This is a genomic window from Bacillus shivajii (genome assembly GCF_020519665.1).
GTDB classification, from domain to species: Bacteria; Bacillota; Bacilli; order Bacillales; family Salisediminibacteriaceae; genus Bacillus_CA; species Bacillus_CA shivajii.
The window spans coordinates 4,375,788-4,394,450 of record NZ_CP084703.1 but is presented as its reverse complement, the minus strand read 5'-3'; the positions used below and the strand labels follow the sequence as shown (position 1 = coordinate 4,394,450).

Genomic DNA, 18,663 nt, shown 5'->3' with positions numbered 1-18,663 from the left:
ATTGAGGTGAAATCATTGCAAATTCAAATTATAAGTGTTGGTAAGATTAAAGATAAATACCTCAAGTTAGGTATAGCAGAGTTTGAGAAGCGTCTGCGTCCATACTGTAAGTTAACGATGGATGAAATTGCAGATGAACAAGCTCCAGAACAGTTGAGTGAAAAAGAGTTAGTTTCAATCAAGGATAAAGAAGGGGAGCGGATCCTAAGTAAAATCAAAGCTCACCAATATGTTATAGCGTTAGCAATCGAAGGAAATCAGTGGTCATCAGAGAAACTAGCAGATGAGATGGAGAAGTTAAGTATATACGGAAAAAGTCAGGTAGCATTTGTAATAGGTGGTTCGAATGGACTGAGTGATGATGTATTAAAGAGGGCGGATCAGAAGCTGTCATTTTCAAAAATGACATTCCCTCATCAATTGATGAAGTTGATCCTTCTTGAACAAGTATATCGTGCATTCAAGATCCAGAAAAACGAGCCATATCATAAGTAAGAGGCTTGATAAGAATGGAAGGAGAGCCGATAAGACTCAGCTCTCCAAATACTATTTTAGATGTGTCCCTTTTCTTTTAGAGACACGTGTTTCTCGGAACCGATGATGATATGATCTAAAAGCTCGATCCCAACGACCTTTCCTGTCTCAGCAAGTCTTTTTGTTACTTCAATATCCTCATGACTTGGAGAAGGGTTTCCTGAAGGATGATTATGAGCGACAAGTGCACTTGCGCAGCTTCTACGAATTAAGTGTTTGTACGTCTCTCGAGGATGAACGATCGATGCATTCAATGATCCGATAAATACGGTTTCTTTGAACATCACTTCGTTTTTCGTATTCAATCCAAGAACGACGAAGTGTTCACGATCAAGGTATTTCATGTCTTCAAGGTACGTATATGCATCTTGAGGGGAACGAATTGCAAAGCGTTCCACAGAACTAGATGGATTCATTCTTGCTAATTGCAATGCAGCGACAATCTGATTCGCTTTAACTTTGCCGATTCCTTTGATTTGTAATAACTCATCTTCAGTGACATCTAGTAACTCTTGAATAGAAGGATAACGGCTGAAGATTTGATTGACGATGTATCCATCTTCTTTTTCACGCATTGTCGTAGCTAATAATCCTTTGAATGTCATTTTATCTAAAGTTTTCATAATTGATTCCTCCATTTAATTGTGATTGAATGTAAAAGAGGAGAGACGTTTTACGCCTCTCCTATGAATTGAATTGATATTGGATGAGTTCAACTGCCATTGAGCTCATCTTTTTTTGCATTAAAAAAGCTTATCGAATGCATTGTGCACTCCATAAGCTTTCATCTTCTGATTTGTAATGTCATCGTCATTGAACTCCTTTTACTCATTTTTAAAATAGTTGAGATTTTGAATGAAGTCAGATGCTTGGTGTTTAGTGAGTTGTTTTGCACGATCTACATAATACATTGACTTCAACATCTCCTTTGCTGTTTCTGGATGTAAATCAACTTCATCTGCAACTTTGAAGATCATATTTAACTGCCGTACTGTCACTGGTTCATCACCTCCTTTCGGTGTGTTTTTTGGGAAGTCTTCAATATCTTGAGTGAATAAACCACTAGATCGTGTAGCGGTTAATACAGCATCAATAAGGGCACGTTTTTTGGCCATCTTCAAAACGGTGTTAACGATCGTATATGGATCCTGATGCTTGAAGGATGATTCCTTACTGTTGCACGATCCGATACCTTCAGCTTCAATAATTCCTGTATCTTTTTGGGTCAGTGTTACTTTCACTTCATAAGCAAAGATTCCTACTTCCCACTGTTCAATGCGATTAACGACCTCAACTGTCTTCATAAATCCAAAGACATCACACAACTTCTCAGCACCAGGCTTTAGTAAGGTTGGCTTAGAGAAGCCGTCAATGACTCCGTAATCAAGACCACGCTCTAGTCCATTTTCAACAAATTCTTGTAGTTGGTTCATGCGCTCCTTTGATGTAGATAACGTGACAACCATTTCAGGTACACGTTGATCTGCAGATGAAATTGGTACGACCTTCCTGTTTTCTTCTTGTATGTTTTGATCCATGAACACTGTCTCCTTTCCTTCTCATTTCGGTTCTTGTTCAAAAACGTCAGCTATCTTAGATAAGCCTTTAGATGCTTTAGAAATGACCATACGACTGGCACGTTGATTAATATGGTTTGTCCAACTAACAGTATCTGAAGTAACATCAACTGCTTTTGCTAAGATATGATGGGATGATTGATTGATCTTCTCAAGGTTATTCCAAACGGTTTTTGATAATTGAATACCTTTTTCTTCAGTGAAACTACTACTTTTACGGAAACCTTGAGAAACTTTAGATTTGAATGTGTCCTTGTTTTCTTTTGATGATTCCATTTGTAGCTGATCGATCTCCTCTAAGGCTGATTGAAGGCTTTGCCTACGCTTTACAAGGTCGGATAAGGCAGCCCAATCACTTTTGTCTACAGATAGTCTAATTTTGTCTTCGATAACATCGTATTGTTCCTTTAGTAGATTATAGATCTCCGTAATTTCTGATGCTGTCAGATCCTTCTCGTGAAACTCCCTTTTTGATGATTGAACATTCTTTTTGTTAAAGATCGTCATAATAAAACTCCTCCTCAAATTTATATGGTGATCGTGCGAAAGGTGTCTAATTTCACCTCCTTTCATGGTTTGACATATAAAAATGACCGCCCCCTGACTATTAGGAGACGATCACTTTAATTTGCATAATGTAAGTTTGTTACTGGCCCTATCGATTGCATGGACTTGTTCTTAATCAACAAAATCCTCCCTTGAACCTTGCCGTATCTTTCAATCTCCTTGCTAACTTGATGCTTTTCTTTTCGAATTGCTCTTAACAAATGATCGTTAAATGGATGTGGTTGATAGGAGGAAGTAAGCGATTTTTCTACTTTCACCAACCTCATCATCTCAATGTGCAATGTCTTTAATCTTTGATTCATCTTTAATCCTCTCCTTAACATTTGAATGCCTTTCACCATTCAAGTCCTCGCTATTCTTTCAATAAAGTTCATCAGGTCGCAGGCAGGCGGGATATGCACCTCCTTTCTTCGAAATTAGAACAATAAAAAAAGACCTGATCTGACAAGTAATCAGAACAGGTCTATATAAAAGGGGTGGGGCTTGAAACGGCCAGGTACCCCCTTTCGATAATAAACGTGGTGGCGACAGAAATTTTGTATATTTTTCCCACTTCTATTGTGAATCTAATGCACTAGAAGTAAAATAAAAAATAAGTATAAAAAAAGTAAGAGAAGGTGTCTTTAACGTGGAAGTTAAACTATTTCAAAAAACACAAAGAGATTTAGCCGCGTCTATTAATCAAGTGATCGATAATTACTGGCAAGATGAGATTGATGAAAGAATTATGATCGATTTGATTCAAAAATTGTACATAACTAATACGAACAAACTTGTTAAAAATGGGGATTATACAACTATTATTCGCCAACAATGTGGAAAGCGTCGACTTGAAGTTGTCGATCAAGTCATTAAACAAATGTCGGTTAAAAAGATCGGGTGTTAGAGTATATGGAGTATTCAGCAGGATTTACCAAGGAAAAATGGTCAGAGAATGATATTGCAATAGTCATTGAACTGATGCTTCTAGGGAAATCAAAAAAAGAAATTTTGGAGGAAGTGATTGAGAAAAACTTATTTCAATTGAGAAGTCCCGTCAGCATTAAAAATCGATTTAATATGGTATATAACCGTGCAGCTGCCCTTGATGATGAGATGAAGCAACATTTCTTAAGTGCTAATGATTATGATCGAAAGGCATTAACTTTGTATTCATTTCTTCAAGTATACCGATTGCCACTAGAATTTTATGTAGAAGTTATTGTTTATAAGTATGAACAGCAGGAATCTTTGTATCGTAATGACTTTTATTACTTCTTTGAAGATAAAGCGAATGTTAGTAAAAGGGTTAGCGAGTGGAGACCTGAAACCATAAAACGTCTGATAAATTCATTACTGATGTTCTATTTAGAAGTAAGGATGATTGAGAAAGTTGATCAGACAAAATACATCATAAAACCAATCCATCTAAGTCAGGATTTAAAAACTTACGCTAAAAAGAATGTTCCACTGTTATATTCTTTTTCAGCTTTAGAGAAGGTGAAAGAGTCATGAAGTCGACATACGAACGACTAGAACAAATGGAAAAACGAATTAATCTGGACGGATTCATTCAACCAAGAGGAATTGGGAGTGATATTCCTCATTTTGTTTTGGACTATCCACCAGAAGATGAGTTGCAAGTTCGTGTCTATATAAAAAATATGTTAAAACGAACTAAATTAAATATTAAGGAAGTAAATTTATTTGAGTTCCTCCTTTCATTTTTTGAAGAAGACGAACGTGAGGAATTATATGAAGTAGCTGAGGAAGAAGGGTTACGTGGATTAAATGATGTTATTGAACCAATCTTAAATGAAAGTAATACGATGATTCAGCAGTTTAAAGATATAACCGAAGATGCTGATATTATTTTTATTACAGGTGTCGGGACAGCTCACCCATTTTTACGATCCAGTCAATTATTGAAATCTGTCTCAAGTAAAGGTTATAAAAAGCCTATTGTTCTATTTTATCCTGGTGAGTTTACAGGGTTACGACTTAAGTTGTTTAGCATTTTAGATTATGAAGATGATTATCAATTATCACGGATTTCATAGGGAGGTATGACAAATGCAAATTAAAGGTTTATTTAAAAAGGATATATTTCGTCCTATTAACAATGTTGTTCAAGCTGAACAAGTAGAAGAGAACGTAGTAAAAACAGAGTTAGATGAGTATGTCCTTACGGAAGAAAGTGAACACTATTTAGAACGTTTTTATCGTAATTATCTAGCTGTTTATGACCAGCCATCCACAAAGGTTGGAGTTTGGATTTCGGGCTTTTTTGGGTCGGGTAAATCACATTTCTTAAAAATCTTATCTTATTTGTTACATAATCAGACAATTGCAAGTAGAACTCCAGCTAATTACTTCCAGGATAAAACGGATAATAAAGAGTTACTTAATATAATGGAACAAGTGTCTGAGAAGAAAACCGATGCTTTACTTTTTAACATTGATTCACGTTCTACATCTTCATCAAAAGATTCGGAAAAAGAACGGATTATTGAAGTGTTTCTAAGAGTGTTTAATAACCACCTAGGCTATTCAGATACACTTTGGGTGGCAGAAATGGAACGTCAATTAGATGAAGATGGAAAGTACGAGGAATTTAAACAAGCCATCTATGACCAAAACGATAAGACTTGGGAAGAGTTCCGTTTAAAGATTTTATTGCGAAAGAAGAAAGTTATTAAAGCATTAGAAGCAGTAGGTTATGATCAAGATACAGCGGAAACTTTCTTTGCCATGAGTAGAGAATGGTTTTCAATTGATGCTCAACGCGTTGCAGAACTGGTTGCCGATTATTGCAAAAAGCAAGGCCCAGATTACCGCCTTGTTTTCCTTGCAGATGAAATTGGACAATATATAGGTAATAATACGAGCTTAATGCTTAACTTACAAACTATTACGGAAAAGTTAGGTGATCTTTGCCAAGGTCAAGCGTGGGTTATTGTGACATCGCAAGAAAAATTAGAAGCCACGGTTTCAGATCTTGACAGTACAAAAGACTTCTCTAAGATTCAAGGACGTTTCGAAACTAAAATTAATTTATCCAGTGCAAATACAGATGAAGTTATTAAGAAGCGTTTATTAGAGAAAACAGACGTTGGTGAAGATACTTTAAAAACAATTTACGATCAAGAAGGTAAGCTTATTCATAATCGTTTAGCGTTTGATACCCAAAATACACAGTTACGATCAGGCTATCGTTCAATAGGTGAGTTTATTAACTTTTATCCATTTGTTCCATATCAAATTGAGTTATTACAAAAGGTTTTCACTAAGATTCGAAATTTAGGTGAAGGTGGTCAACACACGTCACGTGGTGAACGTTCACTTTTAAAGGCGTTTCAGGAAGCGGGGCAATTAAATGCCAATTATGACATCGATCATATGGTTACAATGGCAGAGTTTTACCCATCAATACGTGATTACCTAGAATCATCAATTACAGCTACTATTGCTAGAGCTCAAGATCGAGTACGTAATGATGAAGGTTTAAAAGAATATGATGTGAAAGTATTACAAGTTCTATATTTAATCAAAGGAATCGATGAAATCAAATCAACCCCTAGTAATATTGCGACCCTTATGGTTGAAACGGTTTATGATGAACGTCAGCCGTTAGAATATAAAATTAAAGAATCATTGAATCGTCTACAAACAGCTATGCTCATTGAGCAACATGCGGATGGTTCGTACTCCTTCTTGTCAGACGAAGAACAAGAAATCAATAGAGAAATTCGTGTAGAAGAGTATAATTCAGCGGCTGTAAAGGAGCGCTTAGGCAATCTTTTTTTCAACGTTATGTATCGCCATCCTAAATATGAATACAAACATAATGAACAAACGAAACACTTTGATTACAATAAACGATTCGATAGTTACGTAAAAGGTCAAATGAACCATGAGTTAACAATGCAAGTATTTACAGAAGGGATGACTGATTCAGAAGCAGCACTCCAAGCTAATTCAGGTTATCTAATCACCTTATTAGATAAGGAACATGTCGCAGAGGCCGAAAGTGCTTTAGCCTATATTCAACAAGTCGATAGTTATGTACGTCGAAAACAATCAAGTACTACGACTCAACAACAAAAACGAATATTTGAGACGAAGCTTGCTGAAGTAGATGAATATTCACAAAAAGCAGAAGAGCTATTAGCAAAAGCTTGTGAGAATGCCAAATTTTATATTCAAGGTCAACGTCGTGACTTTAGCGGTAATTTTGAAAGCAAAGTTGACCAAGCGATGGATATGTTAATTCGAAGCACATTTACGAAATTTCATTATATTGAACAACCGATTTCGTTTAAAAACGGTAAAAATGAATGGGAGCAAATAGCTGAAAATTTAGGTCAACAAAGCTTGTTCAGTGATCTAAATCAGAACGCAATGGATGAAGTGAAGCATTTTATAGAAGAGTTGGAACGTTCGCATGACCAAAGAACACTAAAACAGGTTGTACAAAAATACAAAGCAGTGCCTTATGGCTGGGAAGAACAAGACACCATCGGTATATTAATGGGATTAATGAATGCTGGAAAGGTTCGATTTACGTATGCAGGGGAACCATTTAATCCGAATTCCAACAAATTCTATGATCGTTTGGAAAAAGTATCTGAGCGTGATCGTATTGTCGTTCTACCGATCGTTGAGATGGACAGTCAAATCAAACAGGACTTGATTGCATTAGTTCGTGATTTCTTCTCTATTACACAAACATATGACAATTATGATGCGTATGAGGAAATCATCCGTAATAAAGTTAAAGAAGAGTTTGTTCAACCAATCGAAAGAATTAGAGATAGACGTCGTCAACAAGATTCTACAATCGAATACCCTTATCCAGGTGAGAGTGACATTCGAAGAGTTGTAAATGACACACAAAAACTACTAGCTATACGCGACCCAGAACAATTTTGTAGAACATTTATTCAATATGAAGATGACATTGAAGATTGGTATGATGTATTGGAAAAGTTACAAGGATTTTATGAAGGCAATCCTATTAACAACTTTGATAAAGCCGTCCAAGCTTTAAAAGATCATCAACAGGACTTAGAAATCATTCATAATGAAGAGTTAGACGAACTAGCTCAACGTATGAAGGAAATATTATTACAGGAAGAGCCAACAAAAGATATTAGCCGATTGCCAGAGTTAACAAATGATTTACAAATTCTCATTCAAGAAGAAACTGATAAGCAAAAACAAGCAGTTTTAGTTCAATCCGATAAATCAATTAATAAAATTGAAGCCTTACGTAATCAGTATTCTCAATATGAAACGATTGTTGATTATATTCAATCGCAAATAGATAGAGCCAATCAGCTTTACACAAAAATTAAAGAAAGTGAGCGTATATCAAGTGCCCGTATTAATCAACAACAACTTACTGACATAGTTGAATTAACAAAATCAAAAGCACGTAAAATGCTCAATCAATTAAGAGAAGAATCAGATACGGTTAAAAGAGAGCCTAAGACGATTACAGAAAAAGATTTGTATGAATCCTTCTTTAGTCAAGCAAATACAATTGAGTCTGAAGAAGACCTAGAACGTGCCATTGAATCATTGAAGAGAATTTTAATTAAAGAATTGCAAACACATTATTTCGTAAAATCATAACATGGGGCAGCTGAACAATATGCTCCTCTACAAAATAGGAGTGAAACAATGAATAAGGCCGAACTAAAGAAATTTGCTGTAGAAGCTAGACGTGACTTAATTGAAAAAGTGTCATTAAAAGCAGGACAATTTGGAATTACAGATGATAATCAAGAACTAAGTATTGAAGAAAACTATGGGCAATTAATTGTTAATGGTAAGTCCTTCCCAATAGAGATGAAACAGGCTGTTCATACATTACAAAAACGTTTGAACACAGTGAGATATAATCAGCTTATTGAAGAGGTAGCTTACACTTGGTTCAACCGAATCATCGCAATTCGTTACATGGAAGTAAATAATTATTTACCTGATAGAGTGAATGTATTATCAAGTAGTACAGGCAAAAATGAACCTGATATTCTACTTCAATATGAAACGATGAACTTAGATGTGGATCGTCAACAAACAAATGAATGGCTACAAAAAGGTAATAATGAACTAGCTTACCGTAATTTGTTTATTGCACAATGTAATGCGTTAAATCAATTGTTACCTTTCCTATTTGAAAAAATAGAAGATTATACCGAATTATTGTTACCTGATTACTTATTAGATCAGGAATCCATCATACGTAAAATAGTAAATGACTTGTCTGATGAAAACTTTTATCAAATACAAGAAGAGGGTTCCAAAAAAGATAATGTAGAAGTTCTAGGGTGGCTTTACCAATACTACATGTCTGAGAAAAAGGAGCAGGTTGGAGGTCTTCGCAACAATGCTGTTAAAAAAGAAGATCTGCCTGTTGTTACGCAATTATTCACACCTAAATGGATCGTGCAGTATATGGTGCAGAATTCATTAGGCAAATTATACGATGAAAAATATGAGAATAATCAACTGGCACAACATTGGGAGTATTATTTAAAACACGAAGAAAATCATCATTTATATCCAGAATTTGATTCACTAGAAGAACTTAAAATCATGGATCCAGCATGTGGATCAGGCCATATCTTACTTTACGCCTTTGATATGTTATATGACATGTATGAAGAAGCTGGATATCCAACTAGAGAAATTCCACAGTTAATTTTAGAAAATAACTTGTACGGTTTAGACATTGATAAACGTGCGCAACAAATTGCAAATTTTGCGTTATTAATGAAAGCAGCTGAAAAACAACCACGCTTCATTTCAAGATTAAGTCGAAAAGGGATAAGTCCAAAACTGAATGTGTATGAAATTGTTGATGCTGATCAGTCGCTATCTGAAGAAGCTATTAATCATTTTGCTGAAAATGAAGCTGAAAAGTCTTTAGCATATGAATTGTTAAGTCAATATGAAAAAGGAAAACAATTTGGTTCATTAATAAATCCAATTGATATACCTTATGAAAAATGGATTAACCGTATATATAACTTAGATAATCAAAAAGAAAATTTAATTGAAGAATCATACTTAAAAGAAATAAATGACAAACTTTTACCTTTGTTAGAACAAACGCTATTGTTGTATCAAAAATATGATGTGGTTGTGACTAATCCACCCTACCACAATAAATATAATCCATTGTTAAAGAAATTTATGAATAAAGAATATAAAAATTACAAAACTGATTTATATTCTGCTTTTATTTATAAGACTTTACTCATGGCTAAAGAAAATGGGTTTTCAGCATTAATGACACCATATACTTGGATGTTTATATCAACACATGAACAATTACGTAAAGATTTAATCGGTATTGGCAATTTATCTAGTTTGATTCAATTAGAGTATTCAGCTTTTGAAGAAGCAACAGTACCCATTTGTACTTTTGTCATACACAAGCAATTAGATTATCTTACTGGTGAGTTTGTTCGATTAACAGAACTGAAAGGTGATCAAGCCCAATATGTTAAAGAAGCAGCTAATTCACCTGATTTAGGATACAGGTATCAAACAAATAATGGGCAATTTTCATCTATTCCAGGTATGCCAATTGCTTATTGGGCAACACAAAATCATTATAATATATTTAAAAATGCGCCATTGTTAAAGGAAATTGCAGAAATTCGTAAGGGGTTAGCAACAGGTAATACTGATAAATTTATTAAATATTGGTTTGAGGTACCTATTACAAATTCAAAACTAAGAGGTACGTCAGAATTAGACAAAAAATGGTATCCTTGCCATAAAGGCGGGGGCTTTAGAAAATGGTATGGAAACCTTGAAAAAGTAATAAATTGGCATAATGATGGATGCGAGATTAAGAACTATAAAGATTCAAATGGTAATCTGAAATCTAGACCACAAAACTTAGGTTATATGTTTAAAAAAGGAATTGTATTTTCAAAAATAACTTCTGCAGGTTCAAGCTGTCGTATAATGACAGGAAATGAGATGTTTGATGATGCAGTTCAGGGAATCTTTATTAAAAATAATAATTATAAGGTTGAATATTTATTAGCACTATTAAATTCTCCTGTAATAGCTCAATATTTAAAGATAATAAATCCAACACTGAACAAACAGATTAATGATCTTGAAAGAATACCTATCTTGGAGTCAGAAAAATTTTCTTGGATTGTAGAGAAAACCAAAGAAATGATTAAACTGTCCAAAAAAGAATGGGATGAGTTTGAAACTTCATGGGATTTTACTAGTCATTCGCTAATCAATAAAGATTTTAAGTTATTAGAAGATGCTAGTGAAAACAATAAAAAAAACATTGAAGAAAGAGCATTTCTGATTAATGACATTGAAAGTGATATAAACTTGGAATTTCTTAATTTATATGGGGTGAACTTGGACAGCAAGGATAGCTTGGATATACCTAATAAATACAATGAAAATGAAATTGTTGGTTCATTTTTGTCTTATTTCATAGGTTGTGTAATGGGGCGCTATTCATTAGATGTTGAAGGTCTCGCTTATGCTGGTGGAGAGTTTGAAGAATCGAAGTATGAAACATTCAAGCCGAATCCAGATGGTCTCATTCAACTAACTGATGACCACTACTTTGAGAATGATATTATTGTCCGGTTAAGAGAATTTTTATCAGTAGTATATAGCTCAGATACTGTTGGTGAAAATATGCAATGGTTAGCTGAATCGTTAAAAAAGAAAAAAAATGAGACACCTGAAGAACGTTTGCGTCGTTATTTCTTAGATGAATTCTTCAAGGATCATTGTAAAACGTACCAGAAACGACCAATCTATTGGTTTGTTGATTCCGGGAAACAAAAAGGGTTACGTACACTTATTTATATGCACCGTTATCAACCAGATACGATGGCAACGATTCGTTTTGAACATTTACAAGAGATTCAATCGAAGTATCAAAACGAAATTAGTATGATTGATACACGTTTAGCTAATCCCAGTTTGTCAGCAACGGATAGACGTAATTTGGAAAAATCGAAAACAGATTATCAAAAGAAATTAGATGAACTTCAAGAATTTGATAAGCATTTAGCGACATATGCCAATGAACAAATTGACATTGACTTAGATGATGGTGTCAAAGTCAATTATGCCAAATTTGATAAAGTTCTAGCTAAGATTAAATAACAAGAAAGAGGGGATCTCCCTCTTTCTCTTTACATAATGAGGTGAAAGCCGTGAATGTGATTGAAAAGTTACAGGATAAAATACAACAAGAAATGGCTAACAAAGAACGAGCGATTATTTTTTGGTATGATCCACAGAATCAAGTCAGTCTAGATGAACTAAAAGAACAGTTCGATGATATTGAGGTTAGACATTTGACTGACCGGAACTTTTTTCAGTTAAAAGTGGAAATAGAACTTGAGCGTACAATAGATTCATTTCTAATATATTCTGATGCACCGAGACCAAACGACAAAGATAATATGTTGTTGGATATTTTATCTTACAGTACGGAATTTAAAGCAGATGAAACAGCTATATTATCTGAAGACTTACAAGTGTCAGACCATGTGTTACGTCCAATGATGGAACAATATCCATTATTTTTCGGTAGTCAAGAGCGTAAAATAAAGCTGGGTAAAGTATTGCCTGAAGAAGCTGATGATTACCAGTTTGAACTAAGTATATTGGCTGTATTAGTCAAGGCACCTGTACCTGATATAAGAGTGATTGCTCGCCAATTACTTATGAATGGTTTGCATATGGAAGACAATGACTTCTTGAAACAGATTAAGCGTAACTTTTCTTTAGAACGTACTTTTGAAATCATTGGCCGGTATTTTGGTATAACATTAGAGCGTGCTGAAGAACCTTTGTTTGAGCTATTAAACGTATTAATCTATCAACACTTTAAACGAAGTGTCAATTTTTCGATAGAAGAATGGGACAAACAATATGTATCCTCTTCTCCTAATGTTTGTGCGTTATTTGTTGAAGAATGGCTACAACATGGTGATCGTATTGTGCTAGAGGAACAAATTAAAGAATGGGAAAAGCATTATCATGTAAGGGATCAGTTAGTTAATCAAGATATTGAGAACTATTCCTCGGTTGAAACATTCCCTGTGGTTGATACCCTTATGATAGAGAAGTGTATTGATGAACTCTATCACCAAACCATTAATGTTGATGAACGTTTAGCGTTGATTGATCAGCGCTCAAGGACACACTGGGGGTCAAAAGGTAAACTGAAAGCCTTATATGAAACATTATACGAAGCTGTTCGAATGGAGAAATTAAAAGCTGTTGTTAATCGACTGTATCAAGAAACGGATTATTACGAGAGCTATGCTAAACATATGTTTGAAGTTGATCAAGCCTATCGTCATTTTATGTATCATTTTACTCATCTTGATACGAAAGACAGGCTTGAAGAAATTGCGAGTCGCTTAACAAACTGGTATGAAAATGAGTATTTACGACGAATTGCTGAAGAAATGAATTTCAAGTTAGAAGATGGTTACGTATCGAAATTGATGCCACAACGTACGTTTTTTGAGAAAAAGATCCGTCCAATCCTAGAAAAGGAAAATACAAGAGTCTTTGTGATTATCTCAGATGCATTGCGATTTGAAGCGGGTTATGAGCTTCATGAACATTTAACGGAGCGTGAGAATGGGACATCAAATATAGTACCGATGGCAGCGAGTTTTCCCACTTATACGCAATTAGGCATGGCATCGTTATTACCTCATCGTGAACTCGAAGTCGATGAGAAGGGTGTGGTTTATGCTGATGGAAAATCAACGAAAGGAATGGATAATCGTCTTAAGACATTGAAAACGATTGAACCACAGACAGAAGCTTTAAAATTAAAAGATCTATTAAATATGAAATCAAGTGAAGCGGAGCAGTTATTAAGAGGAAAACGGTTGGTTTATTTATATCATGATCGAATTGATGCACATGGCGACTCAAATAAAACGGAACATGAAACGTATGAAGCTGTTCAAAATACCATTAAGGATTTACATTATGCAGTTGATCGATTATCCCGTCTCCAAGCGAAACGGATCTTTATAACAGCAGATCATGGATTCTTATTTCAATTTAAACAAATTGAAGAGCATGGAAAGATTCCAGCTGTTGATGGTCAAGTGATAGATGGCAGTCGTCGTTTTGCGGTTGGACACCAATTGTCTGGCCCAGAGGGATCGATAAAGTTAACAGAACGCCAAAGCCCACTAAAAAATGCCGAAGTTGTACTTGCGAAAAGTCTTAACAGATTCAAAACAGGTGGAGGCCTCCAGTTTATTCATGGTGGAGCGTTGCCACAAGAAGCGGTGGTTCCATTAATTGAGTATCGTCGTATAGACAAAGCTCAACCTGTAGGTATTGCTGTTGCAATGATTAATAAGGTGATAACCAACTACCGAGTTCCAATTTCTTTTTATCAAGAGCAAAGTATCTCAGATGAATATACATCTCGAAAAGTTCGTACAGCTTTTTATCAAGGTAACGAACGAATTTCGAATGAGGTGGAGCTTGTGTTTGATCTAAAAGGTGAGAACCGGGAGCGCAACAGACAAGTAGATTTCAATCTAGTTGAAAAACATTATAAAATCGGTGAAACATGCAAGCTGATAATCGAAACAGTGACGAAAAAAGGTAATGAACCATACTTAGAAGAGGAATTTGTTTTACGCTTATATGAAGCATTGTATTAAGTTGAGAAGGAAAAGAAGGTGTTAACGTGCTTAAAAAAGGTGAAATTGTTGGAGCTTCGTTTTGGCCAGAACCCGTTCAAGTCAAACATGTTGAAAGTATTGATGACGGTTTATATTTAGTCGAAGCTGTTGGGCGAGAGTCGAATCAATACTTTGAGAATTACTTAGAGAAATACCAACTACAAGAAGTTGAGCATTATTCTGAAGATGAAGCGCCCGATCAATTAAAGGATCGCTTTCAACATTATCTTCAGTACCATGTGTTAAGAACAGAAAAAGAATATTCTCACTCTCGTGTTCGAGGAAATAAGAACTTAATTCCACTGCCTCACCAAATTGAAGCGGTATATAGCAAGATGTTACAAGCGCCTCAAGTACGTTATCTGTTAGCAGACGACCCTGGTGCTGGTAAAACGATTATGTCGGGTATGCTCATTCGTGAATTAAAAGCACGTAACATGATTCGAAAAACATTAATACTAGTACCACCACTCGTGTTAAAACAGTGGCAATCGGAGTTAAAAGAGAAGTTTGACGAAGACTTTGTCATTATTACTCGTGATTACATGAAAGCATCAGGTGAAATCAATCCGTTTGATATGCACCAACAGGCTATTGCCTCAATGTATTGGGCGTCTCGTGAAGATATTAAGAATATGATCTTGAATGCTCATTTTGATTTAGTCATTGTGGATGAAGCCCATAAGATGGCAGCTTATACGGTTGGGCAAAAGAAACGAAAAGTGAAACGAACTAAGATGTTTCAATTGGGTGAGAATCTATTGAGGCATACAGAACATTGTCTTCTTTTAACGGCAACACCCCATAAAGGTGATAAAGAAAATTTCCGACATTTAATGAGTTTGGTTGATCATGATATATTTTCCCAACTCAATCGTGGAGAAGCAATATTCGAAAAAAGTAATCCTTATGTCGTTCGCCGTTTAAAAGAAAATATGGTGAACTTTGATGGAACACCATTGTTTCCAAAACGAACAACTAAAACGTTGGGTTTTAATTTAAGTCATGCAGAGATTGATTTGTATGAGGCCGTCACGGACTATGTCAGGCATTACTTTAATCGTGCAAAGCAAAATAACAAACCTAATGTTGCTTTTGCTATGATGATCTTGCAAAGACGATTAAGCTCATCAGTAGAAGCGATCTATTTATCGCTAGTACGACGTAAGGAACGTCTACAAAAAGTATTAGAAACAGGACAGAAAGTTCAACAAATGATGTTGGACTATGAAGATTATGAAGATAGCTCTCTTGAAGAACAAGAACTATTTGAAGCTTATGCTGAAGGCGAGTTTGAAGAACTTGATTTTGATGAATTACAAGTCGAGATTGAGATGTTAGATCAACTAATACGTAAGGCAAATGTCATTAGACAGAACCAAAATGAGCGGAAGTTTTTAGAACTTGAAAAGACGTTATTTGGCGCTGACAGTTTGTTAGCTCAAGGTGAGAAAATTTTAATATTTACGGAATCCAAGGATACCCTTAACAATTTAGAGAAGAAATTGAAAGCCTATGTCCCTGATGTAGCGAAAATCGTTGGGGACTTCTCGATGGACAGGCGACAAGAGGAAGTCGAGAAGTTTAGACATGACGTTCAAATTATGATTGCGACAGATGCAGGTGGAGAATCGATTAACCTACAATTCTGTAACCAAATGGTAAACTATGATATACCTTGGAATCCGAACCGTTTAGAACAACGAATGGGACGAATTCACCGTATTGGTCAGAAGAATGAAGTGTTTGTTTTTAATTTAGTTGCTACAAATACACGAGAAGGTGACGTGCTCATTCGATTATTTACCAAAATGGAACAGATGCGAGAAGACCTTGGACAAGATTTAGTCTATGATTTTGTAGGTGAAGTTCTTGAAGATCGTCAAGCGGATTTATCTTCAGTCATGGAACAAGCCATTACAGGGCGAGAAGATTTAAATGAAGTGATTGCACATATGGAAAAGACATTATCGGAAGAACATAAACGGTTACTGGAACTCGCTCAAAATGAACGATTAGATGATCAATTTGATTTGCCAGGTGCTAAGCGAACGTTTGATGAGGTATCCATTCACAGTATTCCGAATCGTTTTTATGGGCAATTTGTAGTTGGTGGACTGAAAAATACTAGAACAAGAATGAGTGTGTCTGCTGATCAATCTACAGTTCGTATTGACCGTTTTCCTAAGCGAATCAGAGATTTTGCACGTGACCAAAAATTAATGTTCAATTTTGATGAATCTATTCGGTTTGCATTAACATCAATGAAGGAAACAGAAATATTATCAATGGTTGAAAATGACGACGCGTTATTTAGCTTGGTCATGAAACTAACATCAAAAGAAATGCAACAAGCTGTTTTACCATTGTATGAGGTTACAGCATCCACTCTAGAAGCGATGACAATGGAATTGAATCAAGTGACAGTTGTTGACGGTAATGGTCGAGAGCTTGAACAAAAGCTAATGCTAACAGGAAAACGTGTAGATGGAGAATTTATTCAAATATCGCCTTACCTACTGTTTAATCAAACACTAGATGTCACAAACACTTGTGAAAATGAAGAACAAGATATTAAACGACATGTGATTAAACATGCAAGAAAACTACTCAAAACAATTCAACGAAAGCGTGAAGACTATGCAAATCGTAAACGCGTTTTCTTAAGAAAATCATTTGAAGATCAAATGGAAACGTTACAAGACCGTTTGAAGAAATACCAAGAAGAAAATGTAGAAGGTAAAAATAGCGCTTTAATCAATCAAACGTATGCACAAATCGATGAAATGGAAGATCGAAGTAAAGACCGCTTAAGTGAAATTGATCGTGAGCGATCCATTCAACTGAAGCCTGTTAAACGAATAGCCCAATTTAAAGTTAAGCCAAATGGTGTGGATAATGGTCGAGTTGTACCTGAAGACTATTTTAATTTGATTGAAGATTATGAAATGAAACATGGCAGAATGAACGTCAGAACACAACCAGCATTTGGTTTAGTTGATTTCATGAGTGAAGAAGCAGATGGTGAAAGTCGTTTGATTGTGGTAACGAATGATATACATTTATTTAAACAGCAATTAGTAGAAGAAGATTATGAGCCAATAAAGAGCCGTGTGTATGTGTATGAGATGATAAATAATGAAATTACAGAACATCGGTTAGAGCAAGGGTTAATGTTTATTTAAAGGGGGATAAAACAATGAAGAGATGGTGGATGATTCGAGCTGGTGATGACAACGAGTTAATTCCAGTATGGAAAGAGCAAGGAATTGCATCGATTGGATGGCCAAAGTTAGGGGATCCAAAACAATTTCAACTTAAGGATGAAATGATTGAAAAGGCTGCTGAGGTTTATTCAGAAAGCAAACCAAAGTCTAGGAACAGTTGGGTTAATCAAGTGTGGCGTTTTAGTAGAGAAATAAAAAAAGGAGATAAGATAATAACCTATTTTAAAGAAACCAGAGAATATCTAGTAGGAACCGTTACTGAAGGGCATTTTTTCAATGAATCTGTTGGAGATCCGGCTTACCCAAATAATATAAGAGTAGATTGGGAAGAGATTACAGTTGAAAGAGATACATTGTCGCAAGCAGCTAAAAACAGTTTAGGTTCAGTGTTAACGGTATTTCGTGTCGATGATTGGGGAAGTGAGATTGAACAGTTACTAGAACACCCTTTTGTGGAACCTGAAGAAACAGATGAAGTAGAAGAAAGTGAAATAATACAAGACTTAGTTAATAAAGCTTTAGTAATGGTACAAGATAAAGTAGATAAATTAGATCCTTGGCAAATGCAAGAATTAGTTGGTGGACTTTTACAAGCAATGGACTACAACGTTCAAGTAAGTCCTAAGGGGCCTGATGGTGGTATTGATGTATTGGCGTATAAAGATGCCTTTGGATTCGAAAAACCTATTATTAAGGTGCAAGTAAAGCACCGAAAGTCTTCAGCATCAGCACCAGAAATTCAGCAATTGCTTGGAGCGAATCCAATTGAAGCTAATAGTTTGTTTGTCTCTACTGGTGGGTTTACATCTCATGCTGAAGGGGTAGCTAAGCATAACTCTGTTAGGTTAGTAGATTTAGAGGAACTTGTTGATTTAGTTGTAAAGTGGTATGAGCAAATGCCGAATGATGTTAGGGCGTTGTTGCCATTGCAGAAGATGTATGTGCCTGAGTAATTAAAATTTAGTAATGAAATGTGTAACTGTTTTGTTTCGTCTTTTTATAGTAACCTAAAAAAGAATTAAGAATATTAACGGAGTGAAT

General features: G+C 35.3%; 13 protein-coding genes. 9 read left to right on the top strand and 4 right to left on the bottom strand.

The window, feature by feature from the left end:
* Positions 1–15: 15 nt before the first annotated feature.
* Positions 16–495 (top strand): 23S rRNA (pseudouridine(1915)-N(3))-methyltransferase RlmH, encoded by a 480-nt coding sequence (gene rlmH, locus LGQ02_RS20980; protein ID WP_226516214.1) that lies wholly within the window; start codon positions 16–18, stop codon positions 493–495.
* 56 nt (positions 496–551) lie between these two features.
* Here rlmH and radC read toward each other — a convergent pair whose 3' ends face one another.
* The 4 genes from radC to LGQ02_RS20960 form a co-directional block, all read right to left on the bottom strand.
* Positions 552–1,157, bottom strand: a complete 606-nt coding sequence (gene radC / locus LGQ02_RS20975; RefSeq protein WP_226516213.1) for a RadC family protein — start codon at positions 1,155–1,157, stop codon at positions 552–554.
* Between the two features lie 201 nt (positions 1,158–1,358).
* Complete coding sequence (locus LGQ02_RS20970; protein ID WP_226516212.1) at positions 1,359–2,072, bottom strand: hypothetical protein; 714 nt, start codon at positions 2,070–2,072, stop codon at positions 1,359–1,361.
* A 21-nt stretch (positions 2,073–2,093) separates the two neighbouring features.
* A complete protein-coding gene (locus LGQ02_RS20965) occupies positions 2,094–2,618 on the bottom strand; it encodes a hypothetical protein (RefSeq protein WP_226516211.1) in 525 nt (174 codons plus the stop codon).
* A 116-nt stretch (positions 2,619–2,734) separates the two neighbouring features.
* Complete coding sequence (locus LGQ02_RS20960) at positions 2,735–2,980, bottom strand: hypothetical protein (protein WP_226516210.1); 246 nt, start codon at positions 2,978–2,980, stop codon at positions 2,735–2,737.
* A gap of 326 nt (positions 2,981–3,306) precedes the next feature.
* Between LGQ02_RS20960 and LGQ02_RS20955 the strand changes: the two genes are divergently transcribed.
* The 8 genes from LGQ02_RS20955 to LGQ02_RS20920 are packed head-to-tail and all read left to right on the top strand — an operon-like array spanning position 3,307 to position 18,575.
* Positions 3,307–3,564, top strand: a complete 258-nt coding sequence (locus LGQ02_RS20955) for a TIGR04540 family protein (RefSeq protein WP_226516209.1) — start codon at positions 3,307–3,309, stop codon at positions 3,562–3,564.
* 5 nt (positions 3,565–3,569) lie between these two features.
* On the top strand, positions 3,570–4,172 hold the full coding sequence (locus LGQ02_RS20950; RefSeq protein WP_226516208.1) for a DUF1819 family protein: 603 nt from the start codon (positions 3,570–3,572) through the stop codon (positions 4,170–4,172).
* On the top strand, positions 4,169–4,717 hold the full coding sequence (locus LGQ02_RS20945; RefSeq protein WP_226516207.1) for a BREX protein BrxB domain-containing protein: 549 nt from the start codon (positions 4,169–4,171) through the stop codon (positions 4,715–4,717). The genes LGQ02_RS20950 and LGQ02_RS20945 overlap by 4 nt, the downstream gene beginning before the upstream one ends.
* Positions 4,718–4,730: 13 nt before the next feature.
* On the top strand, positions 4,731–8,294 hold the full coding sequence (gene brxC / locus LGQ02_RS20940) for a BREX system P-loop protein BrxC (RefSeq protein WP_226516206.1): 3,564 nt from the start codon (positions 4,731–4,733) through the stop codon (positions 8,292–8,294).
* A gap of 48 nt (positions 8,295–8,342) precedes the next feature.
* Positions 8,343–11,828 carry a BREX-1 system adenine-specific DNA-methyltransferase PglX gene (gene pglX, locus LGQ02_RS20935; protein ID WP_226516205.1) on the top strand — a complete coding sequence of 1,162 codons (3,486 nt, stop codon included), beginning with the start codon at positions 8,343–8,345 and terminating at the stop codon, positions 11,826–11,828.
* A 50-nt stretch (positions 11,829–11,878) separates the two neighbouring features.
* On the top strand, positions 11,879–14,374 hold the full coding sequence (pglZ, locus tag LGQ02_RS20930; RefSeq protein ID WP_226516204.1) for a BREX-1 system phosphatase PglZ type A: 2,496 nt from the start codon (positions 11,879–11,881) through the stop codon (positions 14,372–14,374).
* Positions 14,375–14,400: 26 nt separating this feature from the next.
* Positions 14,401–17,580 (top strand): DEAD/DEAH box helicase, encoded by a 3,180-nt coding sequence (locus LGQ02_RS20925; RefSeq protein ID WP_226516203.1) that lies wholly within the window; start codon positions 14,401–14,403, stop codon positions 17,578–17,580.
* A gap of 14 nt (positions 17,581–17,594) precedes the next feature.
* Complete coding sequence (locus tag LGQ02_RS20920; RefSeq protein WP_226516202.1) at positions 17,595–18,575, top strand: restriction endonuclease; 981 nt, start codon at positions 17,595–17,597, stop codon at positions 18,573–18,575.
* Positions 18,576–18,663 lie beyond the last annotated feature (88 nt).